24 protein-coding genes and 1 tRNA gene are annotated in these 22,648 nt (G+C 70.6%); 9 read left to right on the top strand and 16 right to left on the bottom strand.

Annotated features, from left to right (window positions below):
* Positions 1-53: 53 nt before the first annotated feature.
* The 6 genes from ACFWP5_RS16500 to ACFWP5_RS16475 all read right to left on the bottom strand — a co-directional run bounded on the left by ACFWP5_RS16500 (position 54) and on the right by ACFWP5_RS16475 (position 9,087).
* Positions 54-2,087 carry an ArnT family glycosyltransferase gene (locus ACFWP5_RS16500; protein WP_384156005.1) on the bottom strand — a complete coding sequence of 678 codons (2,034 nt, stop codon included), beginning with the start codon at positions 2,085-2,087 and terminating at the stop codon, positions 54-56.
* 56 nt (positions 2,088-2,143) lie between these two features.
* Positions 2,144-3,214 carry an NlpC/P60 family protein gene (locus tag ACFWP5_RS16495; protein ID WP_384156002.1) on the bottom strand — a complete coding sequence of 357 codons (1,071 nt, stop codon included), beginning with the start codon at positions 3,212-3,214 and terminating at the stop codon, positions 2,144-2,146.
* A 34-nt stretch (positions 3,215-3,248) separates the two neighbouring features.
* Positions 3,249-3,731 (bottom strand): poly-gamma-glutamate biosynthesis protein PgsC/CapC, encoded by a 483-nt coding sequence (locus ACFWP5_RS16490; RefSeq protein WP_384155999.1) that lies wholly within the window; start codon positions 3,729-3,731, stop codon positions 3,249-3,251.
* Positions 3,728-5,188: a poly-gamma-glutamate synthase PgsB gene (gene pgsB, locus ACFWP5_RS16485; protein WP_384155996.1), complete on the bottom strand. Its 1,461-nt coding sequence runs from the start codon at positions 5,186-5,188 to the stop codon at positions 3,728-3,730. The genes ACFWP5_RS16490 and pgsB overlap by 4 nt, the downstream gene beginning before the upstream one ends.
* Positions 5,189-5,204: 16 nt before the next feature.
* Positions 5,205-7,451, bottom strand: coding sequence for a HAMP domain-containing protein (locus tag ACFWP5_RS16480; RefSeq protein WP_384155993.1), 2,247 nt, complete (start codon positions 7,449-7,451; stop codon positions 5,205-5,207).
* A gap of 292 nt (positions 7,452-7,743) precedes the next feature.
* Complete coding sequence (locus tag ACFWP5_RS16475; protein ID WP_384155990.1) at positions 7,744-9,087, bottom strand: alpha/beta hydrolase family protein; 1,344 nt, start codon at positions 9,085-9,087, stop codon at positions 7,744-7,746.
* A gap of 335 nt (positions 9,088-9,422) precedes the next feature.
* Between ACFWP5_RS16475 and ACFWP5_RS16470 the strand changes: the two genes are divergently transcribed.
* Both ACFWP5_RS16470 and ACFWP5_RS16465 read left to right on the top strand, forming a co-directional pair.
* Positions 9,423-9,650 (top strand): hypothetical protein, encoded by a 228-nt coding sequence (locus tag ACFWP5_RS16470; RefSeq protein WP_384155988.1) that lies wholly within the window; start codon positions 9,423-9,425, stop codon positions 9,648-9,650.
* 195 nt (positions 9,651-9,845) lie between these two features.
* Complete coding sequence (locus tag ACFWP5_RS16465; protein ID WP_384155985.1) at positions 9,846-10,040, top strand: hypothetical protein; 195 nt, start codon at positions 9,846-9,848, stop codon at positions 10,038-10,040.
* 251 nt (positions 10,041-10,291) lie between these two features.
* Here the strand turns inward: ACFWP5_RS16465 and ACFWP5_RS16460 are convergent, their stop codons facing one another.
* Entirely contained in the window at positions 10,292-11,002 is a 711-nt protein-coding gene (locus tag ACFWP5_RS16460) for a TetR/AcrR family transcriptional regulator (RefSeq protein ID WP_384155982.1), read from the bottom strand.
* Positions 11,003-11,102: 100 nt separating this feature from the next.
* On the opposite strand from ACFWP5_RS16460, the gene ACFWP5_RS16455 reads away from it, so the two are divergent.
* Entirely contained in the window at positions 11,103-11,963 is an 861-nt protein-coding gene (locus ACFWP5_RS16455) for an SDR family oxidoreductase (RefSeq protein WP_384155979.1), read from the top strand.
* A gap of 27 nt (positions 11,964-11,990) precedes the next feature.
* Here the strand turns inward: ACFWP5_RS16455 and ACFWP5_RS16450 are convergent, their stop codons facing one another.
* Positions 11,991-13,487 (bottom strand): hypothetical protein, encoded by a 1,497-nt coding sequence (locus tag ACFWP5_RS16450; protein WP_384155976.1) that lies wholly within the window; start codon positions 13,485-13,487, stop codon positions 11,991-11,993.
* Positions 13,488-13,558: 71 nt separating this feature from the next.
* On the bottom strand, positions 13,559-14,356 hold the full coding sequence (locus ACFWP5_RS16445; protein WP_384155973.1) for a DUF4097 family beta strand repeat-containing protein: 798 nt from the start codon (positions 14,354-14,356) through the stop codon (positions 13,559-13,561).
* Positions 14,357-14,570: 214 nt separating this feature from the next.
* Between ACFWP5_RS16445 and ACFWP5_RS16440 the strand changes: the two genes are divergently transcribed.
* Positions 14,571-14,645 (top strand) — tRNA-Val (locus ACFWP5_RS16440).
* Positions 14,646-14,660: 15 nt separating this feature from the next.
* On the opposite strand, the gene ACFWP5_RS16435 is transcribed toward ACFWP5_RS16440, so the two are convergent.
* From ACFWP5_RS16435 to ACFWP5_RS16425, 3 genes are read right to left on the bottom strand one after another with little or no spacing between them, the layout of a single operon-like run.
* On the bottom strand, positions 14,661-15,401 hold the full coding sequence (locus tag ACFWP5_RS16435) for an HAD family hydrolase (protein WP_384155970.1): 741 nt from the start codon (positions 15,399-15,401) through the stop codon (positions 14,661-14,663).
* Between the two features lie 39 nt (positions 15,402-15,440).
* A complete protein-coding gene (locus tag ACFWP5_RS16430; protein ID WP_384155967.1) occupies positions 15,441-16,274 on the bottom strand; it encodes a hypothetical protein in 834 nt (277 codons plus the stop codon).
* A gap of 51 nt (positions 16,275-16,325) precedes the next feature.
* Positions 16,326-16,787: a MarR family winged helix-turn-helix transcriptional regulator gene (locus ACFWP5_RS16425; protein ID WP_384155964.1), complete on the bottom strand. Its 462-nt coding sequence runs from the start codon at positions 16,785-16,787 to the stop codon at positions 16,326-16,328.
* Positions 16,788-16,899: 112 nt separating this feature from the next.
* Between ACFWP5_RS16425 and ACFWP5_RS16420 the strand changes: the two genes are divergently transcribed.
* Positions 16,900-17,790 (top strand): SDR family NAD(P)-dependent oxidoreductase, encoded by an 891-nt coding sequence (locus ACFWP5_RS16420; RefSeq protein ID WP_384155961.1) that lies wholly within the window; start codon positions 16,900-16,902, stop codon positions 17,788-17,790.
* Positions 17,791-17,847: 57 nt separating this feature from the next.
* On the top strand, positions 17,848-18,249 hold the full coding sequence (locus ACFWP5_RS16415) for a hypothetical protein (protein ID WP_384155958.1): 402 nt from the start codon (positions 17,848-17,850) through the stop codon (positions 18,247-18,249).
* 27 nt (positions 18,250-18,276) lie between these two features.
* Here the strand turns inward: ACFWP5_RS16415 and ACFWP5_RS16410 are convergent, their stop codons facing one another.
* Both ACFWP5_RS16410 and ACFWP5_RS16405 read right to left on the bottom strand, forming a co-directional pair.
* Positions 18,277-18,672 (bottom strand): nuclear transport factor 2 family protein, encoded by a 396-nt coding sequence (locus tag ACFWP5_RS16410; protein WP_384155955.1) that lies wholly within the window; start codon positions 18,670-18,672, stop codon positions 18,277-18,279.
* A gap of 63 nt (positions 18,673-18,735) precedes the next feature.
* On the bottom strand, positions 18,736-19,098 hold the full coding sequence (locus ACFWP5_RS16405; protein ID WP_384155952.1) for a hypothetical protein: 363 nt from the start codon (positions 19,096-19,098) through the stop codon (positions 18,736-18,738).
* 92 nt (positions 19,099-19,190) lie between these two features.
* Here ACFWP5_RS16405 and ACFWP5_RS16400 point away from each other — a divergent pair, with 92 nt between their 5' ends.
* Positions 19,191-19,748, top strand: coding sequence for an SMI1/KNR4 family protein (locus ACFWP5_RS16400; RefSeq protein ID WP_384155949.1), 558 nt, complete (start codon positions 19,191-19,193; stop codon positions 19,746-19,748).
* Between the two features lie 154 nt (positions 19,749-19,902).
* On the top strand, positions 19,903-20,403 hold the full coding sequence (locus ACFWP5_RS16395) for a GNAT family N-acetyltransferase (RefSeq protein ID WP_384155946.1): 501 nt from the start codon (positions 19,903-19,905) through the stop codon (positions 20,401-20,403).
* A 27-nt stretch (positions 20,404-20,430) separates the two neighbouring features.
* Here ACFWP5_RS16395 and ACFWP5_RS16390 read toward each other — a convergent pair whose 3' ends face one another.
* Positions 20,431-21,336 (bottom strand): ketopantoate reductase family protein, encoded by a 906-nt coding sequence (locus ACFWP5_RS16390; protein WP_384155943.1) that lies wholly within the window; start codon positions 21,334-21,336, stop codon positions 20,431-20,433.
* A 117-nt stretch (positions 21,337-21,453) separates the two neighbouring features.
* Here ACFWP5_RS16390 and ACFWP5_RS16385 point away from each other — a divergent pair, with 117 nt between their 5' ends.
* The gene (locus tag ACFWP5_RS16385; protein WP_384155940.1) at positions 21,454-21,681 is read left to right on the top strand and encodes a DUF2277 domain-containing protein; all 228 of its coding nucleotides are present in this window, start codon (positions 21,454-21,456) and stop codon (positions 21,679-21,681) included.
* Positions 21,682-21,991: 310 nt separating this feature from the next.
* Here ACFWP5_RS16385 and ACFWP5_RS16380 read toward each other — a convergent pair whose 3' ends face one another.
* On the bottom strand, positions 21,992-22,633 hold the full coding sequence (locus ACFWP5_RS16380; protein ID WP_384155937.1) for a DedA family protein: 642 nt from the start codon (positions 22,631-22,633) through the stop codon (positions 21,992-21,994).
* Positions 22,634-22,648 lie beyond the last annotated feature (15 nt).

The following is a 22,648-nucleotide window of genomic DNA, read 5'->3' as shown; positions in this document are numbered from 1 at the left end:
CGTGCGGCAGGTTCGTACTGACCCTGCCGCACACCCCGAACACCGCTCGGTCTCTAGGAACGGTTGCAGTCGTAGAGCGTGAAGCTGCCGCCCGTGCGGCGACCGTAGTCGGCGGGTGGGATGCGGGTGCAGTGGGACTTCACCCAGGTGGTGGTGGCGGTGGTGGGGCGCTGGGTGGTGAGCAGTGCGTAGCGCAGCTGGTGGGCGGTGACGAGGCTGCCGAGCTGCTGGGTGGTGGGGAAGGGGGTGTTGCCGGTGAAGCCGCCCATGACGAGGACGGGTTCGGACTTCGCGCGCAGCAGGGGCTCGGCCGCGTAGGCGGTCTGGGTGGCGAGCAGGTACTTCTCGCCGTTGCGGTGCGTGGTGAGGTAGTCGAGCAGGGCGGTGTCGCGGGCGCTGGGCCGGTCGATGCCTATCCGCAGCGGAGCGTGGTGTGCACGGACGCTGTCGTAGTACGCGTTGCCGACCGGACCGGCTATCGGCGCGGTGGCGGCGCCCGCGTACAGCGGGTTGAGGGTGGAGACGGCCCAGCCGGCCGGTACGACCAGGGTGGCCGCGATCCCGGCGGCGAGGGCGCCGTGGACCATCCGCGGGGAGGTGCGCGGCCCGCGGCTCCACAGGCCCACCACCCCGCACAGCGCGAGCATCACAGCGATCGGCAGCAGCCAGGAGACGAAGCGGGTCGGCCAGTCGAGCACCAGCGCCCACACCACCGTCAGCACGATCGCCGCCGGCAGCGCCATGTGCCGCCGGCCGCCCGACTTGTCCTCCGGCCCTTGCTCCGGCCCTTGCTCCGATTCGTACGGCGACGCGTACGGCGACCAGCGCTCCGGCTCGTGTTCCGGCTCGGGTTCCGGCTTTTGCTCCGGTTCGTGTTCCGGCTCGTACGCCGACTGGTACTCCGATCGGAAGAGCGCGAGTCCGCCGCCGGCCAGCGCGGCGAGCGCCGGGGCGATGACGGCCATGTAGTAGGCGTGGTTGCCGTTGGAGGCGCTGAACACCAGGGCGTGCACGGCCAGCCAGCCGCCCCACATCAGAAATCCCGCGCGCGGCATGTCGGTTCGCGGTTGCCCGGTGCGCCAGACGACGCCCAGGACCGCGGCGAGCACGGCGAGAGGCAGGAACCAGGCGACCTGCGGACCGACCGTGTTGTTGATCAGCATGTTCCAGCCGGTGTTGCCGGTGGTGCGGCTGTTGGCAGTGCCGGCGACGGCGCCGAACGCGGTGGCATCGCTGCTGAAGCGGCTCAGGCCGTTGTAGCCGAAGACCAGGGCGAACGGATCGTTGCCGGACGTTCCGTCGAGGTACGGGCGGTCGGCGGCCGGTGTCGCCCAGGCGATCAGCACCCAGAAGCAGGAGACCGCCAGCGCGACCGCACCGCCCAGCAGAAAGCGCAGAGCCCGCTTCAACGGCGCGCCGGGCGCGACGATTTGGTATACGACGGCGAAGACCGGCAGCACCAGCCACGCCTGCAGCATCTTCGCCTGGAAGGCGAGCCCGACCCAGATCCCGCAGGTGATCAGCGGCAGCAGCCGCTCGGTGCGCACCGCCTTCTGCAGCGCTCCGGCGGCCGCCACCAGGAGCAGAGTGAGCGCGGTGTCCGGGATGGTGGCCCGGTTGAGGACCACGGTGACCGGGGTGAGGGTGAGCGTCAGTGCGGCGACCAGCGCGGCGAACGGCCCGGCCCAGGCCCGTACGATCCGGTGCAACAGCCATACCGTCAGCACGCCCTCGACGACCTGTGGAAGGGCGGCCGCCCACGTGTGCGGGCCGAAGAGCCAGACGGAGACGGCGTCGGGCCAGAAGGCGCCGGGGAGCTTGTCGATGCTGATCGAACCGTGGGTGTCGAGCCCGCCGAAGAAGAAGGCACGCCAGCCGCCGGCCATCGAACGTATCGCCGCGCCGTAGAAGGGGTGGAGCGCGGCGTGCCCGATGCCCCAGGAGTACAGCACCGTGGCGACGGCCAGCACCGCGGCGAGCGCCGGGCGCTCCCAGCGCGAGGCGTCTTCCGGCGGGCCGGATCGGCCGTTCGCCGCCCGGCGGCCTCGGTGCGCTCCGGTGGGCCGGGCGGCGGAGATGGCGGTCATAGCAGTGGTCCTCGGATCAGCAGGTCAGGTGGGGCTGCGGCGCACTGGCGGCGGGATCACAGGCGGCGGGCCGACCGGAAGCCGCGGGCGTAGAAGTCGGTGCCGTCCAGCAGCGCGTGGCCCGACAGGTCGCCCATGGTCGGGCCGTTGGCGGCGGAACGGCTGGAGTAGAAGCGGTGGCGCCCCTTGTCGTCGAGGCCCATGTAGATGCCGACGTGGTCGATGAAGTCCGGCCGGTCCTTGATGATGGCGAAGAAGACCAGATCGCCGGGTTGCAGGGTGCCCAGGTCGGTGGCCTGCTTCGTGCCGGTGTGGGGGATCACCACGCGGCCGGGACCGTAGGCGGCGATGGCGAAGGCGCGGCGCGGCAGACCGATGCCCTTGGTGTTGGTGTTGTGCACGGAGAAGCCCATGCGGTAGCCCCACACCAGACGCTGGAAGCCGGAGCAGTCGACGCAGCCGTAGCGGGCCTGCTCCGGCTGCACGCGCGTGCCGTCCGGGAAGTCCCAGGGAACGCCCAGATAGTCGTAGAAGTCGGACTTCTCGTCGTAGTAGGCGAAGTCCAGTGGGTTGGCGACCTTGGCGTTGCGCGGGCCGAAGTGCGCGGTGCCCGCGTAGCGCACGTCGTCGGCGTTGTGCTTGTCGGCCGCCCCGGCGCTGCTGTACTGGAAGGCCACCGCGAAGACGTCCGGGCCGGTGTCGCCGAGCGTCTTGCCGAACCAGCCCGTGAACCAGGCGGACTTCTCCATGCCCTGCTGCCATGTGTGCGGCAGCAGCCGCACCCAGGCGTCCGTGGTCACCTTGGCCTCGGTGGTCCGCCGCTCGCTGAAGGTGCGGGCGGGCCCGGTGAGTACGGCCGTACGGGCTCCGTCGGTGAACGTGGCGAGCGTGCCGCCGTCGGAGCTGCGGACCACAGTGCGGGCGGGGGCGGACAGCCGCTCGAAGGTGTGCTTCCCGGTGCTTGAGCCGGTACCCGTGCCGTCGGCGGCAGCACCGTCGTCGTCGCTGTGCCCCCGGTGGTCCCAGGCGTATCCGCCCGCCACCCCGGCTGCCGCCACGCCCGCGATCGTCCCGAGCAGGGCGCGGCGAGTCGGACGGCTGCGTCTGCCGGCGGGTTGGGAGTGCATTGCCGTTCCTCCTGGAAGTAGGGCGGTGGGTGGGTCAGCCGGTGGGCAGGGCGCCGATCAGGAGACCGGAGACCAGCACCACATACGTGGCCAGCGTCACCGCTGTGGTCGAGATGAGAGTGGCCGCCATCGGCTGACGGACCATCTGGTAGGACACCAGACCGGGGACGATGAAGCCAAGGGTCTGAGATGTGTACAGCAGCGGGAACTCGTGACTGAGGGCGAGCATCACGGTGGTCTGTATCAGCACCGCGCTCAGCACCACGGCGGCGAACAGTCGCTTGCCGTAGAGGATCACCGTGCGCTGCAGCAGTTTCGTCGCGAAGTACGTCAGTGCCGCTACGACGACCATCAGCCCGGCCAGCTGCACGTCGGTGAGGAGCGTGAGGGCGATCCAGCCCGGGGTGATCATCCCACCGGGGGAGAGGTTGGTGGTCAGATAGCAGACGAGCGAGAAGACCAGCCCGAGGGCGATCCCGAGCGCGGCGGTCTGTGCGGTGAGGTTGGCGGGGATCACGGGTTCCTCGGGGACTGGGACTGATCGTAGGAGTAGCGCGGGTCGTCTGTGGCGCTCTGGCTGTCGGGCCGGCTCTGGCGGGCGGCGAACTGGCGGGCGAGTTCGCGCTGATTCGGGATGTGGATGCTCTGGGTCGTCTCCAGCGGTGCCACCCAGCTGTACGGCTCCGGCTCGGGCGGCCGGGCCATCGCGACCTGCGGCCGGACCAGCACGATCTGCATGGTCTCCTGGTCCAGGCCGTCGCCGTGGGGAATGGCGTCGAGCGGCTCCTCGGAGTCATCCAGCGGCAGCCCGGCGAGGCATTCCAGGAACAGCTCGCCCTGGCCGTGGATGTTGCCGATCGCCACCAACGAGGAGGACGGGCCGAGTTCCGCGAGGATCGCCTCGGTCACCCCCTCGGGGTCCCGGCGGTCGCCGCCGAGATCCACCACCCGCCCGGTGAAACCGGCCGGGATCGCGTCGCGGGCGCTCTTGGTCGGGTGGCCGATCAGGAACACCGTCTCGGCGGAGAGGTCGGGCACGATCGCGCCCATCTGGCCATTGCGCTCCACCCGGTCCGGGCGGCAGTTGATGACGACGCTGACCGGCCGTCGGATCGCACCCAGATCCTCCAGCTGCCGGACGTTCATCAGCGTCGACTCGGGGTCGTTGGCCGCGAAGACGTTGGCGAACCGCAGCTGCTTGCCCTCGGGGGTGACATAGCGTTCCACCGACAGCACGCCCGGGTCGGGCGGCGCGTCCCACATGCCCTGCATCGCGGTCTGCCGCTCCACGCCGAGCAGTTCGGCGACGGCGAGCGCGATCGCCACGTTCTCCTTGAAGGTGAACCAGCTGAAGCCGCGCAGCTCGGCGTCGGTCACCGACTCCGGATCGACCGCGATCAGACGGCAGTTCCGCTTGTCGGCCTCCTCCTGGAGGATGTGCAGCCGGTCCTTCTCCGCCGTCACGCACACCCCGTCCACCGGCATCGAGCGGGAGAGCGAGCGGGCGACATCGTCCAGCGTCGGCCCCATCTCCTCCAGGTGGTCCTCGCGGACATTGCACAGCACGCCGATCGTGGAACGGATCAGCTTCTCCTGGTTGATCTCCTGCAGCGCGGGCATCACCGCCATGCACTCGATCACCAGCGCGTCCGGCCGGTAGGTCGCCGCCCGCCGCACGATGCCGATCTGCTCGACGATGTTGGCCAGCCCGAACTTGCGGTACACAGGCTCCTCGGTGGCATCCGGATGGATGAACCTGGCCGCGGTGCCGGTGGTCTTGGCCACCGTGACCAGGCCGCCGCCGCGCAGCGCGCCCGCGCACAGCCGGGTGATCGAGCTCTTGCCGCGGATGCCGTTGACCAGCACCCGCGTCGGTATCTGTTCCAGCGAGGCGAAGTGCCGCCGCTGTTCCACGATTCCAGCGATCCACAGCCCGGCGCAGCACAGCAGGACTATGACGTAGAGGAAGAGCACGTCGATTCCGTCCTTACTACCGCTGGAGGGTGGTCTGACGCAGGGACGGGGAGGGCCCGGCTGCGTGGCTGGATCTGTCCGCCCGGTCGCGTTCCGCCAGGGCCTGGCGCATCAGTTCCAGGCTGCGGGTGACCGAGCCGATCTCGTCGTGGTTGACCGGGTGCAGCACGGTGCGGCGGTCTCCGCCGGCGAGCCGCTCGACGAGTACCGCGACCGAGCGGAGCGGCCGGATCACCACGACGTACAGCCAGCCCATGCAGGCCGAGCCCAGGGTGAGGCTCAGGATCCCCGCGAGCATGGTGCGCTGCTCGGCCTGCACCGCGGGAATCTGGAGCGCGGCTGCGGGTTCCGCGGTCACCACGTGCCAGCCGAGGCGGGCAGTCGGGCCGCTCTGTGCCAGCGGCGCGGCAGCGTCGACCGATGGGCCGGAGGACGTGTGGAGCACCCGTGAGATCGCGGTGCCCGCGGTCCCCGGGGCGCCCTGGGTGGCGCGGGCGAGACGGCTCAGGCCGGAGTCGGGCAGTGACTGGAAGGCGCGGTAGCCCACACTCGCCGCCAGCACCTTGTCGTTGTCGTCCGTCACCCAGACGCTGCCCAGCTTCGGCCTGGTCAGGATGGAGTTGAGTGCCTTCACGTCGATCTCGCCGAACAGGACCACCCCGGCGGCCGGGGCCTTGCCTTTGGCGGTCGGTACCTGGGCGTAGGCGGCGATCGCCGGGATCCGGCCCGAGGTGTTGACGGTGGTGATCCCGCCGCCGTCGGGTACGTGGACGAGGGTGCGCAGCGGTGTGTCGCCCGCGCGCAGCGTGATGCCGCCCGAGCGGTCCAGGAGATACAGCGAGCGGAACTGCTTGTGGTCGGCGAGGGTGTGCCGCAGAACCTTGGCCTGGGCGGCCCGGCTCGTGCCCGGCAGGCTCGCAGTCGCGTTGCTCAGGTCGGTGTACAGCTGGTCGAGGGACTGCCGGACCCGGTTCGACGCGATCTCGGTACGCGTCTGCTGTACGGCAAGGACCGGAGCCGGAACCGCGGTCGCGGTGTCCGCCCGGTTCAGCACGAAGATCATCGGTACTGTCCAGCAGGCCACCACCAGCACACCGACCACGGCCAGCGCGCGGTAGCCCGGTCCGCGCCGGCCCGGGATCTCCTGCGGGCCGCTCTCGCCGAGCAGTTGTCGGCGCAGCGACTCCAATGCCCGCCCGATCCGGGCCAGTTCCCCGAAGCCGTGCACCGGCACCGGCCGGGACAGCTCCTCCCACGCGGTCGGCCCGTCCTCGGTCGCGCCGCGGGCCAGGCGGCCGGCGGACAGGTACAACCGCAGCAGTGGCCGCTGCAGGAAGAAGTGCAGAGCCAGCCCGAGCAGCAGCGCGAGCACGGCCAGTGCCCCCGCGGCCTGGAGCGCGAAGCCCGAATAGTCGACGGCGGTGGTCGTGGCGGGCACCGCGTGGTGAGTGAGCACCACAAGACCGAGGTCGTCGGTGTCGCCCGGACCGGTCGTCGAAGCGACCTGGGCCCAGCCGGCCACCGTGCGCCGACTGCCCGTGGCGGCGCCCAGCAGGCTTCCCGAGGCGTCGGTGTCACGCGCCGACTCCTTCGCCGCGCTCGTCGCCGCCGAGGGCAGACCGCTGTCGGCCGCGGCAGGTGACGCCGTGCCGTGGGACGCGGTGGCGAGCGCGGTGCCGCCCGCGTCGAGCAATTGGGCGGTGCGTCCGTCGCCGTACACCGCGGGGCCGGGGAGCGCCTCGGAGACCACCAGCAGCCACCGCCGTTGGCTCAGGACCTGGTTCTGGTCCTGGTTGGCGTCATCCTGCTGCGCGGGCAGCGTGAGCCTGGCGAAGTACAGCAGTTGCCGTGTGCCGCCCGACGTCACCAGCCGGGGCGGGATCGCCCCGTGCCCGGACGCCGTCTTGACGACGTTCACTCCGGCCAGCTGCACGGTCCTTCCGCCGGCCGCCAGCAGTTTGCCGGTGCGCGCGTCGAGCAGCACACCGCCGAGGATCGCCTTCCTGGCGGAGGCCAGACCTTTGAACGCGGTCACGGGGGTCGATGTGCTCGTCGCCGGGTAGGCGTTGGCCGTACGGCGTACCGTGCGCGCCTCGGCGTCGATCGTGGTGCGCATCGACAGTGCGGTGTCCGCGGCGATCTGCTGCTCCCCGTCCGACACGGCCTGCGGCACCCGCCCGGCATGGATGTCGTTGAGGCTGATCATGGTCAGGGCGGCGACCACCAGCAGAAGCGCGATGAGTGAGGCGATCGGCGGGCGCACCCCGCCCAGTATCGGCATATCGGCGCGGCGGCGGATGCGGTGTCGGCGCGGCGCCCGGGGGGCGGAGGGCAGGGCAGGGATCCTTCCACAACTGGCACCAGGCGCCCGAGTGTTCGACCAATCGAACGCTCTAGCCTTGCGCCGTCACATTACCATCACACAATCGCTCCAGTGTCGTACGTGTGAACGGGCCAATGGTGGCGGCCGGCGGATGCTGGCCACCACACCCGACACGTCGAAGGGCGGACCCTCGAACAGGACCCGCCCTTCGGATGTCCGATCAGTCGTCAGGTCAGGGGACGAACGAGATCTCCGGGTACTTGCTGCTGGACCCGTCGAGCAGGGTGCTGTGCTTCTTGAGCAGCTCTTGGTCGAAGAAGGCCGCGAGATAGACACGTTGGACCGCGATCGCGCGGGTCGGGTCGATCGTGCCGTACTGCTGCTGGAGCTGCGCCTTGGAGAGCCCGAGCAGGTTCGCCTCCTGGGCCACCATCCACTCGTTGTCGCTGAAGGACAGGTGCGCCGCGCCCTTGAGCTTGATGTCGACCTTGTATCCTTTCAGGTGCGACCACATCGTGCGCCACGACGCGTCGTTGTTGCGGTTGTGGCTGCCGGAGCTGAAGAGCATGAAGGGGCGCTTCAGGTCCTTGCTCGGCGCCGTCCCGAAGAATTGGCCGTCCAGGTTGGCACCGGCGTCGATACGGCTGTCGAGCTGCATGGCGGTGGGGACCGCCGCGCCGCCCAGCGACCAGCCGAACATCCCGATGCGGGACATGTCGACCGACTTCGTCAGCCCCTTGGGGAGCGTGGCCTTGCCGGCGTCCGGGTTGCCGCCCGTGCTGAGCGTCTTGAGCTGGTTGATGGCGAACTTGATGTCGGCCGCGCGCACCTTGAGCGTGTCGGAGGAGTGGGTGCCCGCCGGCATCTTGTTGACCTCAAGCCGGTTGCCGGGGAACTGCACCTCGTTGGCGTCGTGGGTGTGGTCGACGGTGACGACGAGGTAGCCGCGGCTGGCGAGATCCTGGACGAGGGCGGTGCCCATCGCGCGGTCCGAGTGCAGCCCGGTCGAGTACAGCAGGACGGGCAGCTTACCGAGCGCGGTGTTCACCGGGGCGAGAACATGACCCGCCGTGGTCGGCAGGGTCACCAGCTGCGGCGACAGCCTGCGGGTGGCGAGGAAGTGGGCGCCGGATATCGACGGCATCCACGGCGCCTGATAGTGCCCGGACGTGGCGGTGGCCGGATACCAGAGCGAGACCATGAGCTCGCGGGACTTGCTGCCGGACACGTACGGGTCCGTACGGGACTTGTCGACGAGGTGCAGGCCGACCATGCCCACGCTGTACTTCCCGCTCGGTGCGGGAATCTTGAGCTGCAGAGCGGACGCGGCCTTGCGGTCGGCCGCGAGCGTCTGAGGGCGTACGACCTTGTTGCGGCCCAGCGGCGCCTCGTCGTTCTCGGGCGCCCACTGCGGGGTCTGGTCGGACGAGGACGCGGTGGCCGCGGGCTTGTCCGGCGTCTTCCCGGTGGCCATCGCCGACGTCAGCCCCAAACCCAGCGCGACGGCCAGCGCACCCGCCGAACCGGCCGATATGGCGATCAGTCTTCGACGGTGGCGCAGGCGGCGGTGATTCATGAAACCCCCTTGTTGGTCAGGCTTGTTGGTCAGCGGTCACAGAACGGGCGATCGACTGCCGCACACCGTACCGTGACAGCGACCGACGGACCCGCGCGCCCCGGCTTGACTTCGTAGTGACCCCGCGCGGCGGACGCTGTGCTCTCGGACCGTACGGCGGCACAACTGGACCGGCCCCCAAGTAGCCACCACGGCCGCCAAGTTGACGGGCAAGGTGCGGCCGACCACCGGGCTGACGCGGACCGAGAGCAGCGCCGTGTCGGGCCTGCACGGCACCCCTTGCCCGGCTTGCGGCGCTCGGTGAGGCCTACAGCGCCGCCGACACCGAGGTCACCGTGAACAAGACCCGGATACGCGGAGGCACGACGACCGTCCAGGTCACCGAGACCACCACCTTGACGTATGACAAGATCCGCGGCGACGAGCCCGCCACGACCGGCTTCAAGGCGCACCACCGGCTGACCTTCACCGTCCAGCCGGACGGCACCTGGAAGCTGACCGCGCTGCGCTCCTCGGACAGGGCCCCCAGGAGATCGACGAGCCCGTCACCACGGCGACTTTGAAGCGCACCTCTACCGCGATCATCGACGCGCCCCGTGCCGACATCAGCTGTCCGGCGCCCGCGAACCCGAAGAAGCCAACGGGCGGGACGAACTGTCTGTGAGGACTACGGCGCCTAGTACTGCGGCACTTCGGGGCAGTCCGACTCATGGGTCGGGGTCAATGAGTGGTCGCGGTTCACGCAGACCGCGTAGCGGATGACCCTGCTGGCGAACGCCTGCCAGACGGACTTCGACAAGGACAGGTCCAAGGATCACTCCACGATGGCCACCTACCGGAGGTCCAGCGGCGTCCCGTACCTCACCTACCACGACACCGAAAGCTGCCGGCGGTCACTGTCGAATCTGATCGCCGTGTATCCCAACTCGGCGCACTACGCCTACCGGACCTGAGGTCCGCGGGTAAGGATGCTCCGTCGGCCGGGGGCGGTCGAGGTGCGCCATGCCCGCTCCACCTCGGTCGGCGGCATGGGCGGCGGGTCCACGGACAGGGTGCCGGAGGCGGCCTCGTCGGCGAGGGGCGGCGGTTGGCGAGGATGCCAGCCGCGCTGACGGAATCCCGGCCGCTGCTTATGAGGGTCAGGTTCGCTGACATCCGTGCGGCGCACCGGGCCGGTGCGCCGGCCCACCGCCGTGGTGCGGGTTCAGGGCGCGTGGGGATCCTTGGCGATCCGGTCGAGCCACTCCCGCAGCAGGCTCAGCTCGCCGTCGGTGAGGACGTCGGTCCGCTGGAGTACGGCGCGCAGGGCGACGGCGGCGGGGACCGGGCCGGGGGAGTCGCTCACCGGGGCGTCGGTGGTGATCGCGGCGATGACGGACTCCCGTGCCAGCGTGGACAGTTCGAGGTCGCGGCGGTCCTCGGGCAGGGCGATGAGACTGATCGCCGTACCGCTGCCGGCCGCGTGCACGAGCTGGGCGGCACGTTCCTCACCGACGCGGAGCCGGCCCGCCTCGGCGATGCGGTGGATGTGCCCGGCGAGGATCTCGGCGCCCGCGACGGCGGCCTTCGGCGGGGTCGCGCCGGGGCGGGGCTCGGCGTACATGAGCAGATACAGCGCCGGGTTCGCGAGACCGAAACCGATGTGCAGGTCCCAGCCGGCGCGCAGGTCCGCGACCGGGTCGGCGGTGGGCGCCAGGTCGGTCTTGCTGTCGAGATAGGCCGCGAAGCCCTCCGTGGCGACCGCGTCGAGCAGGCCCTGCTTGTCGCCGAAGAGCCGGTAGATGGTCGGCGCCTGGACACCGGCCGCACTGCCCACGGCCCGCGTCGACACGGCCTCGCGACCGCCCTCGGTGAGGAGCTTGGCGGTGGCGGCGAGGATGCGGTCTCGGGGGCTGCGGTCGTCGTCGGCGTGCATGGGTGGAACGCTAACAGAATATCGTTAGCGCTCGTTCGGTAGCGATGCTAATGTCGATCTGGTTAGCGATGGAAGCGTTGTGGGTGTTGCGGAGGTCGTCGTGATTGTTGTGACCGGAGCCAATGGGCAACTCGGCAGGGGAGCAGTGGAGCGGCTGCTCGTCCGGGTCCCCGCCGAGCGGATCGCCGTGAGCGTCCGCGACCCGGAGCAGGCCAAGGGGCTGGCGGAGCGGGGCGTCCGGGTCCGCCGGGGCGACTTCGACGACCCCGCGAGCCTGACCGACGCCTTCGAGGGGGCCGAGCAGATCCTCCTGGTGTCCGCCGCGAGCACGGGCGAGACGGCGCTGCGGCAGCACCGCGCGGCGATAGCGGCGGCCCGTGAGTCCGGCGCCCACCGCATCCTCTACACCAGCCACATGGGCGCGAACCCGGCCTCGCCCTTCGCCCCGATGCCCGACCACGCGGAGACGGAGGCCGCGCTGCGCACGTCGGGCGTGCCGTTCACGTCCCTGCGCAACGGCTTCTACGCCGCTACGACCGTGATGCTCCTCGGCGCCGCCCTCAAGACCGGCGAACTGTCCGCCCCGCAGGACGGCCCGGTCTCCTGGACGGCCCACGCCGACCTGGCCGAGGCGGCGGCGCTGGCGCTGGCGGAGGAGGGCCGGTTCGACGGAGTGACCCCGCCGCTCACCGGCACGGAGGCGCTCGACCTCGCGGATGTGGCCGCACTGGCCTCGTCGATCACCGGCCGCACGATCAAGCGCGTGACGGTGACCGACGACGAGTACCGGGCGGACCTGGTCTCCCACGGCGTACCGGAAGAACAGGCGGACATGCTCGTGGGCCTCTTCCAGGCAAGCAGGAAGGGCGAGTTCGCGGAGGTCGGCCCGGCGCTGGGCGAGCTGATCGGGAGGCCGCCGACACCGCTGCGGGACGTGCTGCGGGAGGCCTTGGTGTCGTAGGAGACCGGTGTTCGCAGGAGAGGAGCCTCAGTTGTGTCCGGGGGTCCCGCGCTCCTCGCGGATCTGGCCGACGACCCGCGCCACGGACTGCCGTACGGCCTCCGTCTCCGTCAGGAAGTGCCAGTAGTCGGGGTGACGGCCCTCCAGCGTGGCGATCGCGCGGTCGAGGCGGGCGACGGCGTCGTCGAGCGGACGGGCGTGGCGCGGTTCGGGCGTGCTGCGGCCGGACATCGCCAGCCGCTGGGCGTCGCGGATCGCGAAGCGGGTGCGGTCGATCTCCTGCTGGGGGTCCTTCTGCACGGCGTTCAGCCGGCGCAACCGGTCACCGGCGGCCGACACGGCCTCGTCGGTGGTGTTCAGCAGCGCCCGTACGGTCGACAGCAGTGACGTGGCGTCCGGCCAGCGCTGCGCGTCCCGGGCGGCCTGCGCCTCCTTCAGCTTCAGCTCGGCCTGCCGTACGTTCTCGCCGGCCTGCTGCGGCACCTGCTGGAGGTCCTGCCAGCAGGCGGCGGAGAAGCGCCGCCGCAACTCGCTGAGCACCGGGTCGACCTGACCGGCGCGGGTGGTCAGCGCCTGGGCGCGGGTGCGCAGCGACACGAGCCGGTGGTCGATCTCGGCGGCCCGCTCGGGCAGCCCGTCGGCCTCGGCCCTGATGGCCTCCGCCTCCCGGGCGACCCGCGTCGCCCGCTCCAGCGTCTGCGGTACGCCGTGCTGCCCGGCGCCCTGGTTCAGCTTCGTCAGCTCCGGCCCGAGCGCGGCGAGCCGGGCGGCGAGATCGTCGGCCCGCAGCCCCGACGCCCGTACGGCGTCCAGGGCGTTGGAGGCGGCGAGCAGCGCCTGCCGGGCCCGCTCGACGGCGGGCGCCAGCAGGGCAAGCTGCGTCTCGGCCTTGCCGAGCAGCGGCCCGAGTCCGCTCTCGAACCGGTCCAGCTCCTGCTTGACCTGGCCCAACTGGTCCTTGGCGGCGGTCAGTTCGGTGCGGGCGCGGTTCGCTGCGGCGGCCTCCAGGTCGTCGCGGTCGAGGTCGTGCGCGTCGACGGCGTTGATGTACCCCCCGCTGGCCTCGTCGATGCGGCGGCCCAGCGCTTCGAAATCGGTGACCGCGCGGCGGGCGGCCGGCGAGTCGTCGACCGCGGTGATGGTGTCTATCGAGATCCGCAGATCCCGCTGGGCGGTGTCCAGCTCGTAGAACGCGGCGGCCGCGGCGTCCTTCGCCGCCTGCGCCTCGGCCCGCTGACTCTCCGCCCGCCCGCCGAACCAGCGCCGGGTGCCGCCGCCGGCGAAGGTGGCGGGGAGGGTGAGCGCGAGCGCGGCGAAGAGCGGCAGGCCGATCAGGGTGAGGGTGTCGAGGGCGGCGCGGGTGGCTGTGCTGCGGTGCGGGTCACGTGCGGGGACGCTCTGGTGCCGGTCACGGAGGGTGGCGTCGAGATGTGGGGCACGGTCGGCGGCGGAACCGTGCCGGGGCCCCGGCTGGGGCCGGAGCCGTGTGAGCGGCGAATACGGCTGCGCTGGTGTCGCCGTCACATCCCTCTCCCGTGTCTTCCATCCTGACCGTTGTCATTCTCCCACCGGTAGAGGACGAACACACGGGCCGGTCAGTTCGCGTTCCGCACCGTGACTTTCCCGTCGCCCGTGTGGGCGGTCACCACATGAGAACTCGACGAGTCCCGGGGCGCGGACACATCCACCGATCCGTCCCCGGTCTTGGTGGTCACGCGGTACTTGGCGGCGCCCGTGGGCAACGCGATCGTCACGGACCCGTCGCCGCTGCTGGACTCCACCAGGTCGGGTACGGCGCCGAGTTCGAGGTGCACCGATCCGTCACCGGTGGTCGTCCGCACCTGCCGGGACGACACCTCCGCGTGCAGGGACCCGTCCCCGCTGTGCAGCACCAGCGGCCCGGTGGAGTCGGTCACATGGACGGACCCGTCGTGCGTGCGCACGCTCAGGGCGTCCGCGAACCCCCGTGCCCGCACACTCCCGTCCCCGTCCTCCACCTTCACGGCGACCCCGCGCGGCACCTCGATCCGGTGCTTGGCCGAACAGTCGGCGATCACCCCGGAACACTTCGTCCGCAGCACCAGCCGGTCGCCCTTCATCGCCCAGGTCACCTTGGGATCCGACCCGATGGCCACGCTCCCTTGCCACCACCGGGTGACCTCGATCTTCCCGGCCGGGTTCGAGTCCCCGGCGACGACCTCCAGCGCCGAGTCGTCGGAGTCGATGGTGAGGGTACGGCCGGCCAGCGCGAAGGTGCGGTGATCGGGGTGCTTGTCGTCCCCGGCGGACGCGGTACCGCAGGCGGTGGCGCCGAGGAGGAGCAGGGCGAGGGTGGTGGTGGCGGTGAGGGTACGGGTGGTGCGGGTATGGGTGCGGACAGCGGTGCGGGTCACGGTGATTTCCCCCTGGGACGGACGCGGAGTCCCGGTGACTCCTACGGCTCCCCTCGACCGTAGGGAGCGGCGCTCCGCCGGGGCATCCGGCGCGCTCCCGGACTCGGGGTGGGGTAAACCCCCGGGAGTGCCCTGACCTCCCCCGGAGCTTCTTCCCTCCCGATACGGGTTTGCAGGACACGCCCCCCGGCAATGTAGGCTGTCGACTCGTCCTGGGCGCGTAGCTCAGGGGTAGAGCGTCGCCCTTACAAGGCGAATGTCGGCGGTTCGAAACCGTCCGCGCCCACCAGGATCGAGTAGTAGGTCAGAGGCCTTCCGGGGAGATCTCCGGGAGGCCTCTTTCTGCAGTCGAAGTCCACTCGGAATCCACATCCCCACTGAGGATGCGCCGCACAGCGGGTTGCAGCCCACTGTCTCCAGGACTGACGAGGATGCCGGGGATTCCGAGTGCCTGGGCGCCGGCGACATCGGCCACCGGGTTGTCGCCGACCATCCAGACCCGCTCGGGACGCCCTGCCAGGTCCAACGCCGCCTCGAAGATCCGGGGGTGCGGCTTCTCCCAGCCGACCAGCGAGGAGTTGACGACGGCCGCGAAGTACCCGCCGAGCCCGAGCTCGCGAAGCAGACCATCCAGTTCCGGCACGTGATTGCTCACGATGACGTGGCGCCAGCCGGCGGCGGAGAGTTCTTCCAGCGCGGCGAGGCTGTCGGGGAAGACGGCCCAACGGCTCGCATCGATGTAGTGAGCCCGCACGCCGCTTGCGGCGCGGGCAGCCAGCAGGGCATCGACACCCGCGCCGACATACGCCTTCACGAAGAGCGGCTGAAGGGCGTCCCACCAGGCGTCAGGGGTGCCCAGGCCAGGATGCCCGCTCTCCGGCCGATGCCAGGGAAAGCCGGCACGCAGCCCGGGCGCCACATCGGCACCGACCACACCATGCCCGGGCGCGACCTCACCCAGCGCCTCCACCAGACACCCGCGCCATCTGCCGTCCCTGAACGCCAAGGTCCCATCGAAGTCCCACAGCACGACGCTCCCGGTCATGCACGGCATCCTACGGAGCGCGCCGCACGGTGCGGATGGCTAGCCCTTCTTGCCGTTGAGGAGGTCGGCGTAACTGCGGGCCTGGTCCGCGGCGTTGTGGTGCCAGGCGGACTGGGTGTGGTGTTCGTCCGCCAAGGACGGTTCGGCGGTGGCGAGTTCGTCGTAGAGGGTGGCTATCTCGTCGTGGACCGCGGCGATGGCCAGCCGGTTGGCGCGTACCGCGTCCGCGTGGCCGCGGTGGGTGTCGATCAGGAGTGGGTCGTCTCCGGCGGGTGCGGAGGTCGGGCCGTGGGCGTGCAAGTCGCTGTACTCGTCGTTGAGTCGGGTGGCCCGCGCGTCCAGGTCCGTACGGCGGATGTGGAGGGCGGAGCCGCGGGCGCGCAGGCTGGCCTCGTAGGCGTGGGAGCCGGGGAAGCGGATCGCGTCCAGGCCCGAGGTGACCGCGTGCGGTCGGTCGGGGCGCAGCCTGGCGTAGCGGGCGTCCGCCTCGGCCGCCACCTCCAGCGTCTTCAGTTCCGGCGGCAGGGCGCTGCGCCCGATGGCCGCCCAGCCGTGGACGTCGCTGTACCACTTCTCGTGGGCGGACTGCCGGGTGATGCCGGCGGCGTCACCGATCTGGTTCCACGTGGTGCCGCGTTCGCGCTCCGCGACCACCGCCTCCCGCACCACGTCCTCCGTACGACGCTGAAGCCTCAGGGCGGTACGGAGCAGGTCGCCCGGTGCGGGGTCGGGCTCGACCGGTACGGCGTCCAGGACCGCGTCGGCCATCTGACGGAGCGTCAGGGCCAGGGCCACGCGTGACTCGTCGCGGGGTGACAGCCTGTGGAGCTCGGGTGAGGCCGGTACGGAGGACGCGTCTTCGGCATCGGTCATGGCGTCAGGCTATCCCTGACATTCCCCTTTCGGGGTGGGGAGTTGGCGTCGTCACGGCTGTCGCGGCGGAGTCGGCAGGCCTGCCTGGATCGTGTCCAAGAGGCGGTCCAGTGCTGCCAGTTGTGCGGGTTCCATCGGGCCGAAGACCTTCCGTAGTGCCTCCTCTCCGGCCGCTGTCCCCGCCGTCAGTGCCGTGGTGCCTTTTGGTGTGAGGCGAACCAGCTTCGATCGGCCGTCGTCGGGGTCCGGCGTCCGTTCGATCAGTCCCTCGCGTTCCAGCGCCTCGATGCTCTGGGTGACCGACCGGGGGGCCTGGCCCAAGTCCTGCGCCAGTATCGACTGGCGTACGGCGCCCCGGAGTTCGAGGACCTGGAGGACCTTCGTACGGGCGAGGGAGAGGCCGGCGGCCGTCATGGTGTCGTCGACCGTCTTGCGCAGGTGGTGTCCGAGTGACAGGTAGCGCAGTCCGACCTCGGTGGGGGCGGGGGGCGGGGTGTGGTCGCTCGGTGTCATTGTTCCTCGGTCCTCGTTCCTTCGGGCTTCATTGGTGAGGTACCTCATCGAGTGTTACGTTGTTCGTGGACTTGATGAGGTACCTCAATAATACGACCAGGAGGTGAATCGCATGGTTGACCAGCCGCCCGTGATCGTCATGACCGGTGCGACGAACGGTATGGGTCGGCTCGCCGCGTTCGAGCTGGCTCGGCGCGGTGTCCGCCTCGGTGTCGTCGCCCGCAGTCGGGCGAAGGCGGATGCGTTGCGGGAGGAGATCGAGCGGCTTGCGCCGGGCGCCTCTGTGGATGTCTTTCTGGCAGATCTGTCGTTGCTCGCCGAGGTGCGGCGGGTGGGTGAGGAGATCGTCGCCCGGTATCCGCGGATCGACGTACTGATCAACAACGCGGGCCTGCACGCCTTCTCCCAGCGGGTCACCTCCGAGGGCCACGCCGAGATGACCGCCGTGAACTACCTCGCGCCCTGGGTCCTCACCGACACCCTGCGCGAACGGCTCGCGGCGTCCGCGCCCGCCCGGATCGTCACGGTCGCCTCCCGGGCCTCGCTGCGGGCCGGTACCGTCGATCCGCAGGCCGATCTGACCGATACGGCGGAGTTCACGCGCCGCGGTTCGAGCCTGCTCTACGGCCGCTCCAAGCTGATGGACATCATGTTCACGCAGGAACTCGGGCGTCAGTTGAAGGGCGCGGGTGTCGCTGTCACCTGTTGCTGCCCCGGGTTCAACACCACCGGCCTGGGGCGCGAACTGCCCCTCGCCGGAGCCCTGGAGAAGGTTCTCACCTCGCTGAACATCGGCAATCCCCAGCACGGTGCCGACATCATCGTGAAACTCGCGACCGACCCGGATCCCGCGTTCGCCGAGAGTGCCGGTGGTTACTTCGCCGCCAAGGGCGCGAAGGCTCTGCGGTGCCCTGAGGCGGGGCGCGGCGAAGCCGTTCAGGGGGCGCTGTGGAAGGCCACGGCCGAACTCGTACGGGGTGTCCGTCGTCCGCGCGGCGTCTGAACGGCGGCTTCGTGCGGAGGTGTCGCGGTTTCCGGGGGTGATGGGCAGGATGGGCGCATGAGTGATCCTGGCACGACCGCCTCGGGCTCCGTGTTGTCCCTCTGGTCGAAGGACTCGGTGTTGTCGATCGGCTCGGTGGGGTCGGTGTTGTCCATCGGGTCCGTCGGGTCGAGCCTGTCCGTCGGGTCGATCGGGAGCGCGCTGTCGGTCGGGTCGATCGGCTCGGCCCTGTCGTTGGTCTCGGCCGGGTCGTGGCTGAGTACGGGGTCCGTGCTGTCCGCGCAGTCGCGGTGGTCGGTGCTGTCGTGGCGGTCGACGCGTGGCTTCCGGGCGGTCGGCGCCAGTAGCGGTGCCGGTCCCGGTGCCCGTGCCGGCGGGGTCGCGGTCGTGGGAGCTGCGAGTGCTGTGGGGGTTGTGGCGGCCTTGGTGTTGGCCCAACGGGTCTTGCGGAAGCCGTAGTTGAGGGCCAGGGCGTTCCGGGCGGGGTCAGGACCAGAACGCGTTTGACCTGTCGATGTCCTCGACGCACTCGTCCAGGTCCGTGATCTTGTCGCCGAGGATGCGGAAGACGATGCCTCCGGGCTCGTCGATGTGCTTGCCCGCGTGTTCGGCCGTGACGTGGTGGAGTGCGACCGCGTGGCCTCGGCCGTCTACGAGGATCGTGCGGAGTTGGATGCGCAGGGTGCCGTTCGTCCGCGTGAAGAGCTGGCCGTACATGTCGATGATCGCGTCCTGGCCCTTGAAGTCGCCGGACAACGGGTGGGTGCCGGGGACGTGGTGCGTGGCGTCCGAGGACATCAGGGCGCGCAGGGTGTCCATGTCACCGCGGACGAAGGCGTCGTAGCCCTTGCGGACGAGGAGTGCGTGCGGATGGTCGGCCATGGTTGATCGCCGCCTCTCGGTTGCCTCGCTCGCCGCGGCTGCTTCGGCGATTTGAGGCTTGTCTCAGCCATTGTCCTCCTTGTCGTCCGCCGGTGCCCGTGGCGTCTCGTGGGCGTGCTTCAGCTTCATCCGCGTCTCCACGCGCTCCGTCGCCGCGACCTCCGTCCAGAAACGGTGGCCGCTGACGAAGACCGCGAGTTCGTGCTCCCGCTGTCGGAGCTTCTCCACCTCGGCCTGTTCGTCGGGCGTCCAGCCGGGGGAGGCGGGGCGCTCCACCTTGCGCCAGCCGCCCGTGTCGCTGAACCCGTCCAGGGGCTCGACCGACCAGGGCAGCCGCTTCAGCAGGCCCGACAGCTCGGCCCGGACCTGATGCAGCTCCTCCTGACCGGCGAGGAGGTCACTCGGGAAGTCATAGGTCGTAGCCACGCGGTAATGCTACGCCTGTTCGAATTTGGGTCGCGAGTTTCTTCCGGGACTTCACACGATCGGGTTGGGGATGTCGTTGCTACGGTCGCCGGATGGGGAGCTGGGACGAGGGCGGTGTACGCGCTCGGATACGGGAGCTGGCGGCACGGGACCCGGAGCGGTCGCGCTTCGGGGCGGATACGCACCGGTACGAGCTGTCGCCTGCGCTGCCGGAGGTGGAGGTGGGGGCATTCGAGGAAGCCCATGGCGTCGATCTGCCGACGGAGTACCGGTCCTTCGTCACGGAGGTGGGTGACGGACCCGCCGGCCCCGGTCACGGGCTGATGCCGTTGACCGTCCCCCGCCGCCCGGAGACCGGCGAGGAGTGGGCCGTGGACGACGAGTGGGAAGAAGACCGGCTGCCGGGCCGGCTCGCCGAGCCGTTCCCCCTCGCCGAACCCCTGCCCGGCCGTATCGGCGCATCGGCCGGTGAGCTGACCCGGGGCACGCTCATGCTGGCCGAGGAGGGCTGCGGCAGCTACGTGAGGCTGATCCTGAACGGCCCGCGAAAGGGCGAGGTCTGGCAGATCGACCCGGACTGGGGCGGCTTCGTCCTGGTGAGCCCGGACTTTCGCACCTGGTACACCGAGTGGCTGCGGCGCTCTTCCTGACGAGTTCGGCGCCTTGGGTGCGCAGGCGGGCGATGACGCCCTTGATGTCGTCCCCGGCGAACAGCGTGCGGTGCATGGCTCGGTCGGCATGTACCGCTTGATGGGCGGGAGTTGACGAAGTCGAATGTCAGTGGGGCCGCCTACTGTGCTCGGCATGGACGTGGAACTCGTGAGGCTTCAGCCCTGGGCCGATGGTGACTTCTGGTTGTTGGAGCGGCTCAACAGCCCTGAGATGACCGCGCACTTGGGGGGTCCCGAGGGCGAGGCGCAGCTTGAGGCTCGGCATCGGCGGTATGTCGGGTTGGGGCGGGGGTGCATGTACCGGGTCGAGTCGGCGGGGAGTGGGGAGACCGTCGGCTCGATCGGGTTCTGGGAGCGGGAGTGGCGGGGCGAGACGGTGTGGGAGACCGGGTGGGGGGTGTTGCCCGAGTTCCAGGGGCGTGGGCTGGCTGCCCGGGCGGCCCGCGCCATTGTGGACGTGGCGCGAGCCGCCGGGGGGAACCGGTATCTGCACGCCTTTCCGAGCGTCGACCATCACGCGTCGAACTCGGTGTGCCGCAAAGCCGGGTTCACCCTGCTCGGTGAGGTGGAGTTCGAGTACCCGAAGGGGAGTTGGATCACCTCCAACGACTGGCGGGTCGACCTCCAAGGGTGATCTGCCTGTCGGAGGGTGACCTGCTTGTCAGTTGGCGCTCTGCGCCCCCAACTCCCTTACCAGCCTTGCCGTCACCGGCACCGTGATGCCCTGTCGCTCGGCCGCCCGCAGCAACGCCCCGCCGATCGCGTCCAGTTCGAGCGGGCGGCCCGCCTCCGCGTCACGCTGCATCGACGACTTCGTCTGCGGAGGGAACGTGTCGTAGCGGGCCAGTGCTCCCGCCGCGTCCGACGGGCCGCCGTACGAACGGCTCACCGCCGCCGTTTCCTCCAGCAGGGCCGTCAACTCCTCGCGGTGGCGCGTGCGTACGTCGCCGAGGGGGAGGCCGTAGCGGGTGGTGAGGAGGGCGAGGGGGGCCAGGAACGTCATCTTGGCCCAGAGTGCCGCCGTTTCGTCGGGCAGGACCTGGGTCTTGGGGCCGGCCGCGCCCAGTGCCGCCGCCAGTGCGTCCAGGCGCTCGCGGGGGACAGTGTCGCCCGTCAGATCGATCTCCGCGAACGGGCTGCCGTGCTCAATCACCCCTGGCGCGGTGCGAGTTGACTCCACCCGGATGATCGCGGGGGCGACCCGGGTGGGGGTGTAGCGGGCGCGCAGGTGCGTCGGGTGTTCCACGCCGTTCAGGAAGGGGACGAGGAGGCCGTCTCCCAGCGTCTTCGCCGGGACTCGGGTGAGCGCCGCGTCCAGGGCCGTCGCCTTGACCGTGATCAGGCAGGCGTCGACCGGTTCGCGCAGTTCCGTGTCCGCCTCCACCGTCGACGTGAAGTCGCCGAAGCGGGCGCTGCGGACCCGGATGCCGTTCGTGCGGAGGGTGGCGGCCGTCTCTTCTCCGGCCACGCAGATCACCCGGTGGCCGGCCCGGGACAGCAGCGCCGCCAGCAGGCCGCCCACGCCGCCGGGGCCCAGTACCGCCACGGTGAGTTCGTTGTTCGCCATGGTGTCGCGTCCTCTCGTCGGTCGGCCCCGTGAACGGTGGCCGCCTCGGAAGGGATCATCGCAGGTGTGTTCGGGAGAGGACCGGCGGTATCGCTTCCGAAGCGGGAGACTGGACGTATGTGCCGCAGTATCAAGACGCTTCGACCGCCCGCCCTGCCCGACGAGGCCACGGAGGAGGAGATCCGCGCCGCCGCGTTGCAGTACGTGCGCAAGGTCTCCGGGTTCCGGGCGCCCGCCGCCCACAATCGCGAGGTCTTCGACCACGCGGTGGATGTGATCGCCGACGCCACGGCTGAGTTGCTGGCGGGGCTGCAGGTACGGGGCGCTCCGCGGGAAGGCCGGTGATCAAAGCGCGGGTCGGTGGGGGCTGGTCGCGTAGTTCCCCGCGCTCCTAAAAACGAACGCGCGTCCCTGATCCGTAGCGAAGCCGTGCGTCTGAGAAACGAACGCGTGCCTTCGATCCGTTCCGTGATGAATCTGCGGGCCGGTGGGGGCTGGTCGCGCAGTTCCCCGCGCCCCCAAAAAAACGAACGCGCGCCCCTGATCCAAAGCCAACGCGCGCCCCTGATCCAAAGCGAACGCGCGCCCCTGATCCGAAGCGAACGCGTGCCCCTAAGGAACGAAGCCGCGCCCCCGATCCGTGGCGAACCGCGCTCTAAGGGGCGCTAACCTCCGCCGTCACGCGCGGCTGCCTCCGCATCACATATGCCGCCCCCGCTCCCGCCCCGAACAACGCCACCAGCGACACCCCCGTCGCCAGCCATGTCGCCCCCAGCCACTGCGCGCCGTAGTACCCCAGCGCCACGCTGTACCCCGCCCAGGACAGGCCCGCCAGGGCCGACCAGGGGAGGAAGTCGCGGGCGCGGCGGTGGGCGGCGCCCGCGCCGAGGGAGACGACCGAGCGGCCGGCCGGGGCGAAGCGGGCCAGGATGACCAGGGCTCCGCCGCCGCGGGCCAGGGCCAGGCCGAGACGTTCCTGCGCGGTGGTGAGGCGGCGGGAGCGGGAGATGGCGCGGTCCAGGCGTTCGCCGCCGCGCCAGGCCAGCCGGTACGCGACCAGGTCGCCCAGTACGGACGCGGTCGCGGCGGACGCGATCAGCGCCAGGATGCTGGGGACCTCGTGCGGGACGGGCACGGCGTCGGCCGCCGCGCCGGTGCCCGCTGCCGCCGCCGTAGCGGCCGCGATGACCAGGACACCGCTCGGCAGAACCGGCAGGAACACATCAAGGAGGACGGACAAGGCGACCATGGCGTAGATCCATGGGCTGCCGGTCAGCGACCCCACACTCTCGAACAACGCTTCTCCCCGTGA

Source organism: Streptomyces sp. NPDC058469, assembly GCF_042721125.1.
In the GTDB taxonomy this organism is placed as follows: Bacteria; Actinomycetota; Actinomycetes; order Streptomycetales; family Streptomycetaceae; genus Streptomyces.
The sequence above is the reverse complement of the archived record's forward strand: the minus strand, read 5'-3'. Positions and strand labels throughout refer to the sequence as shown.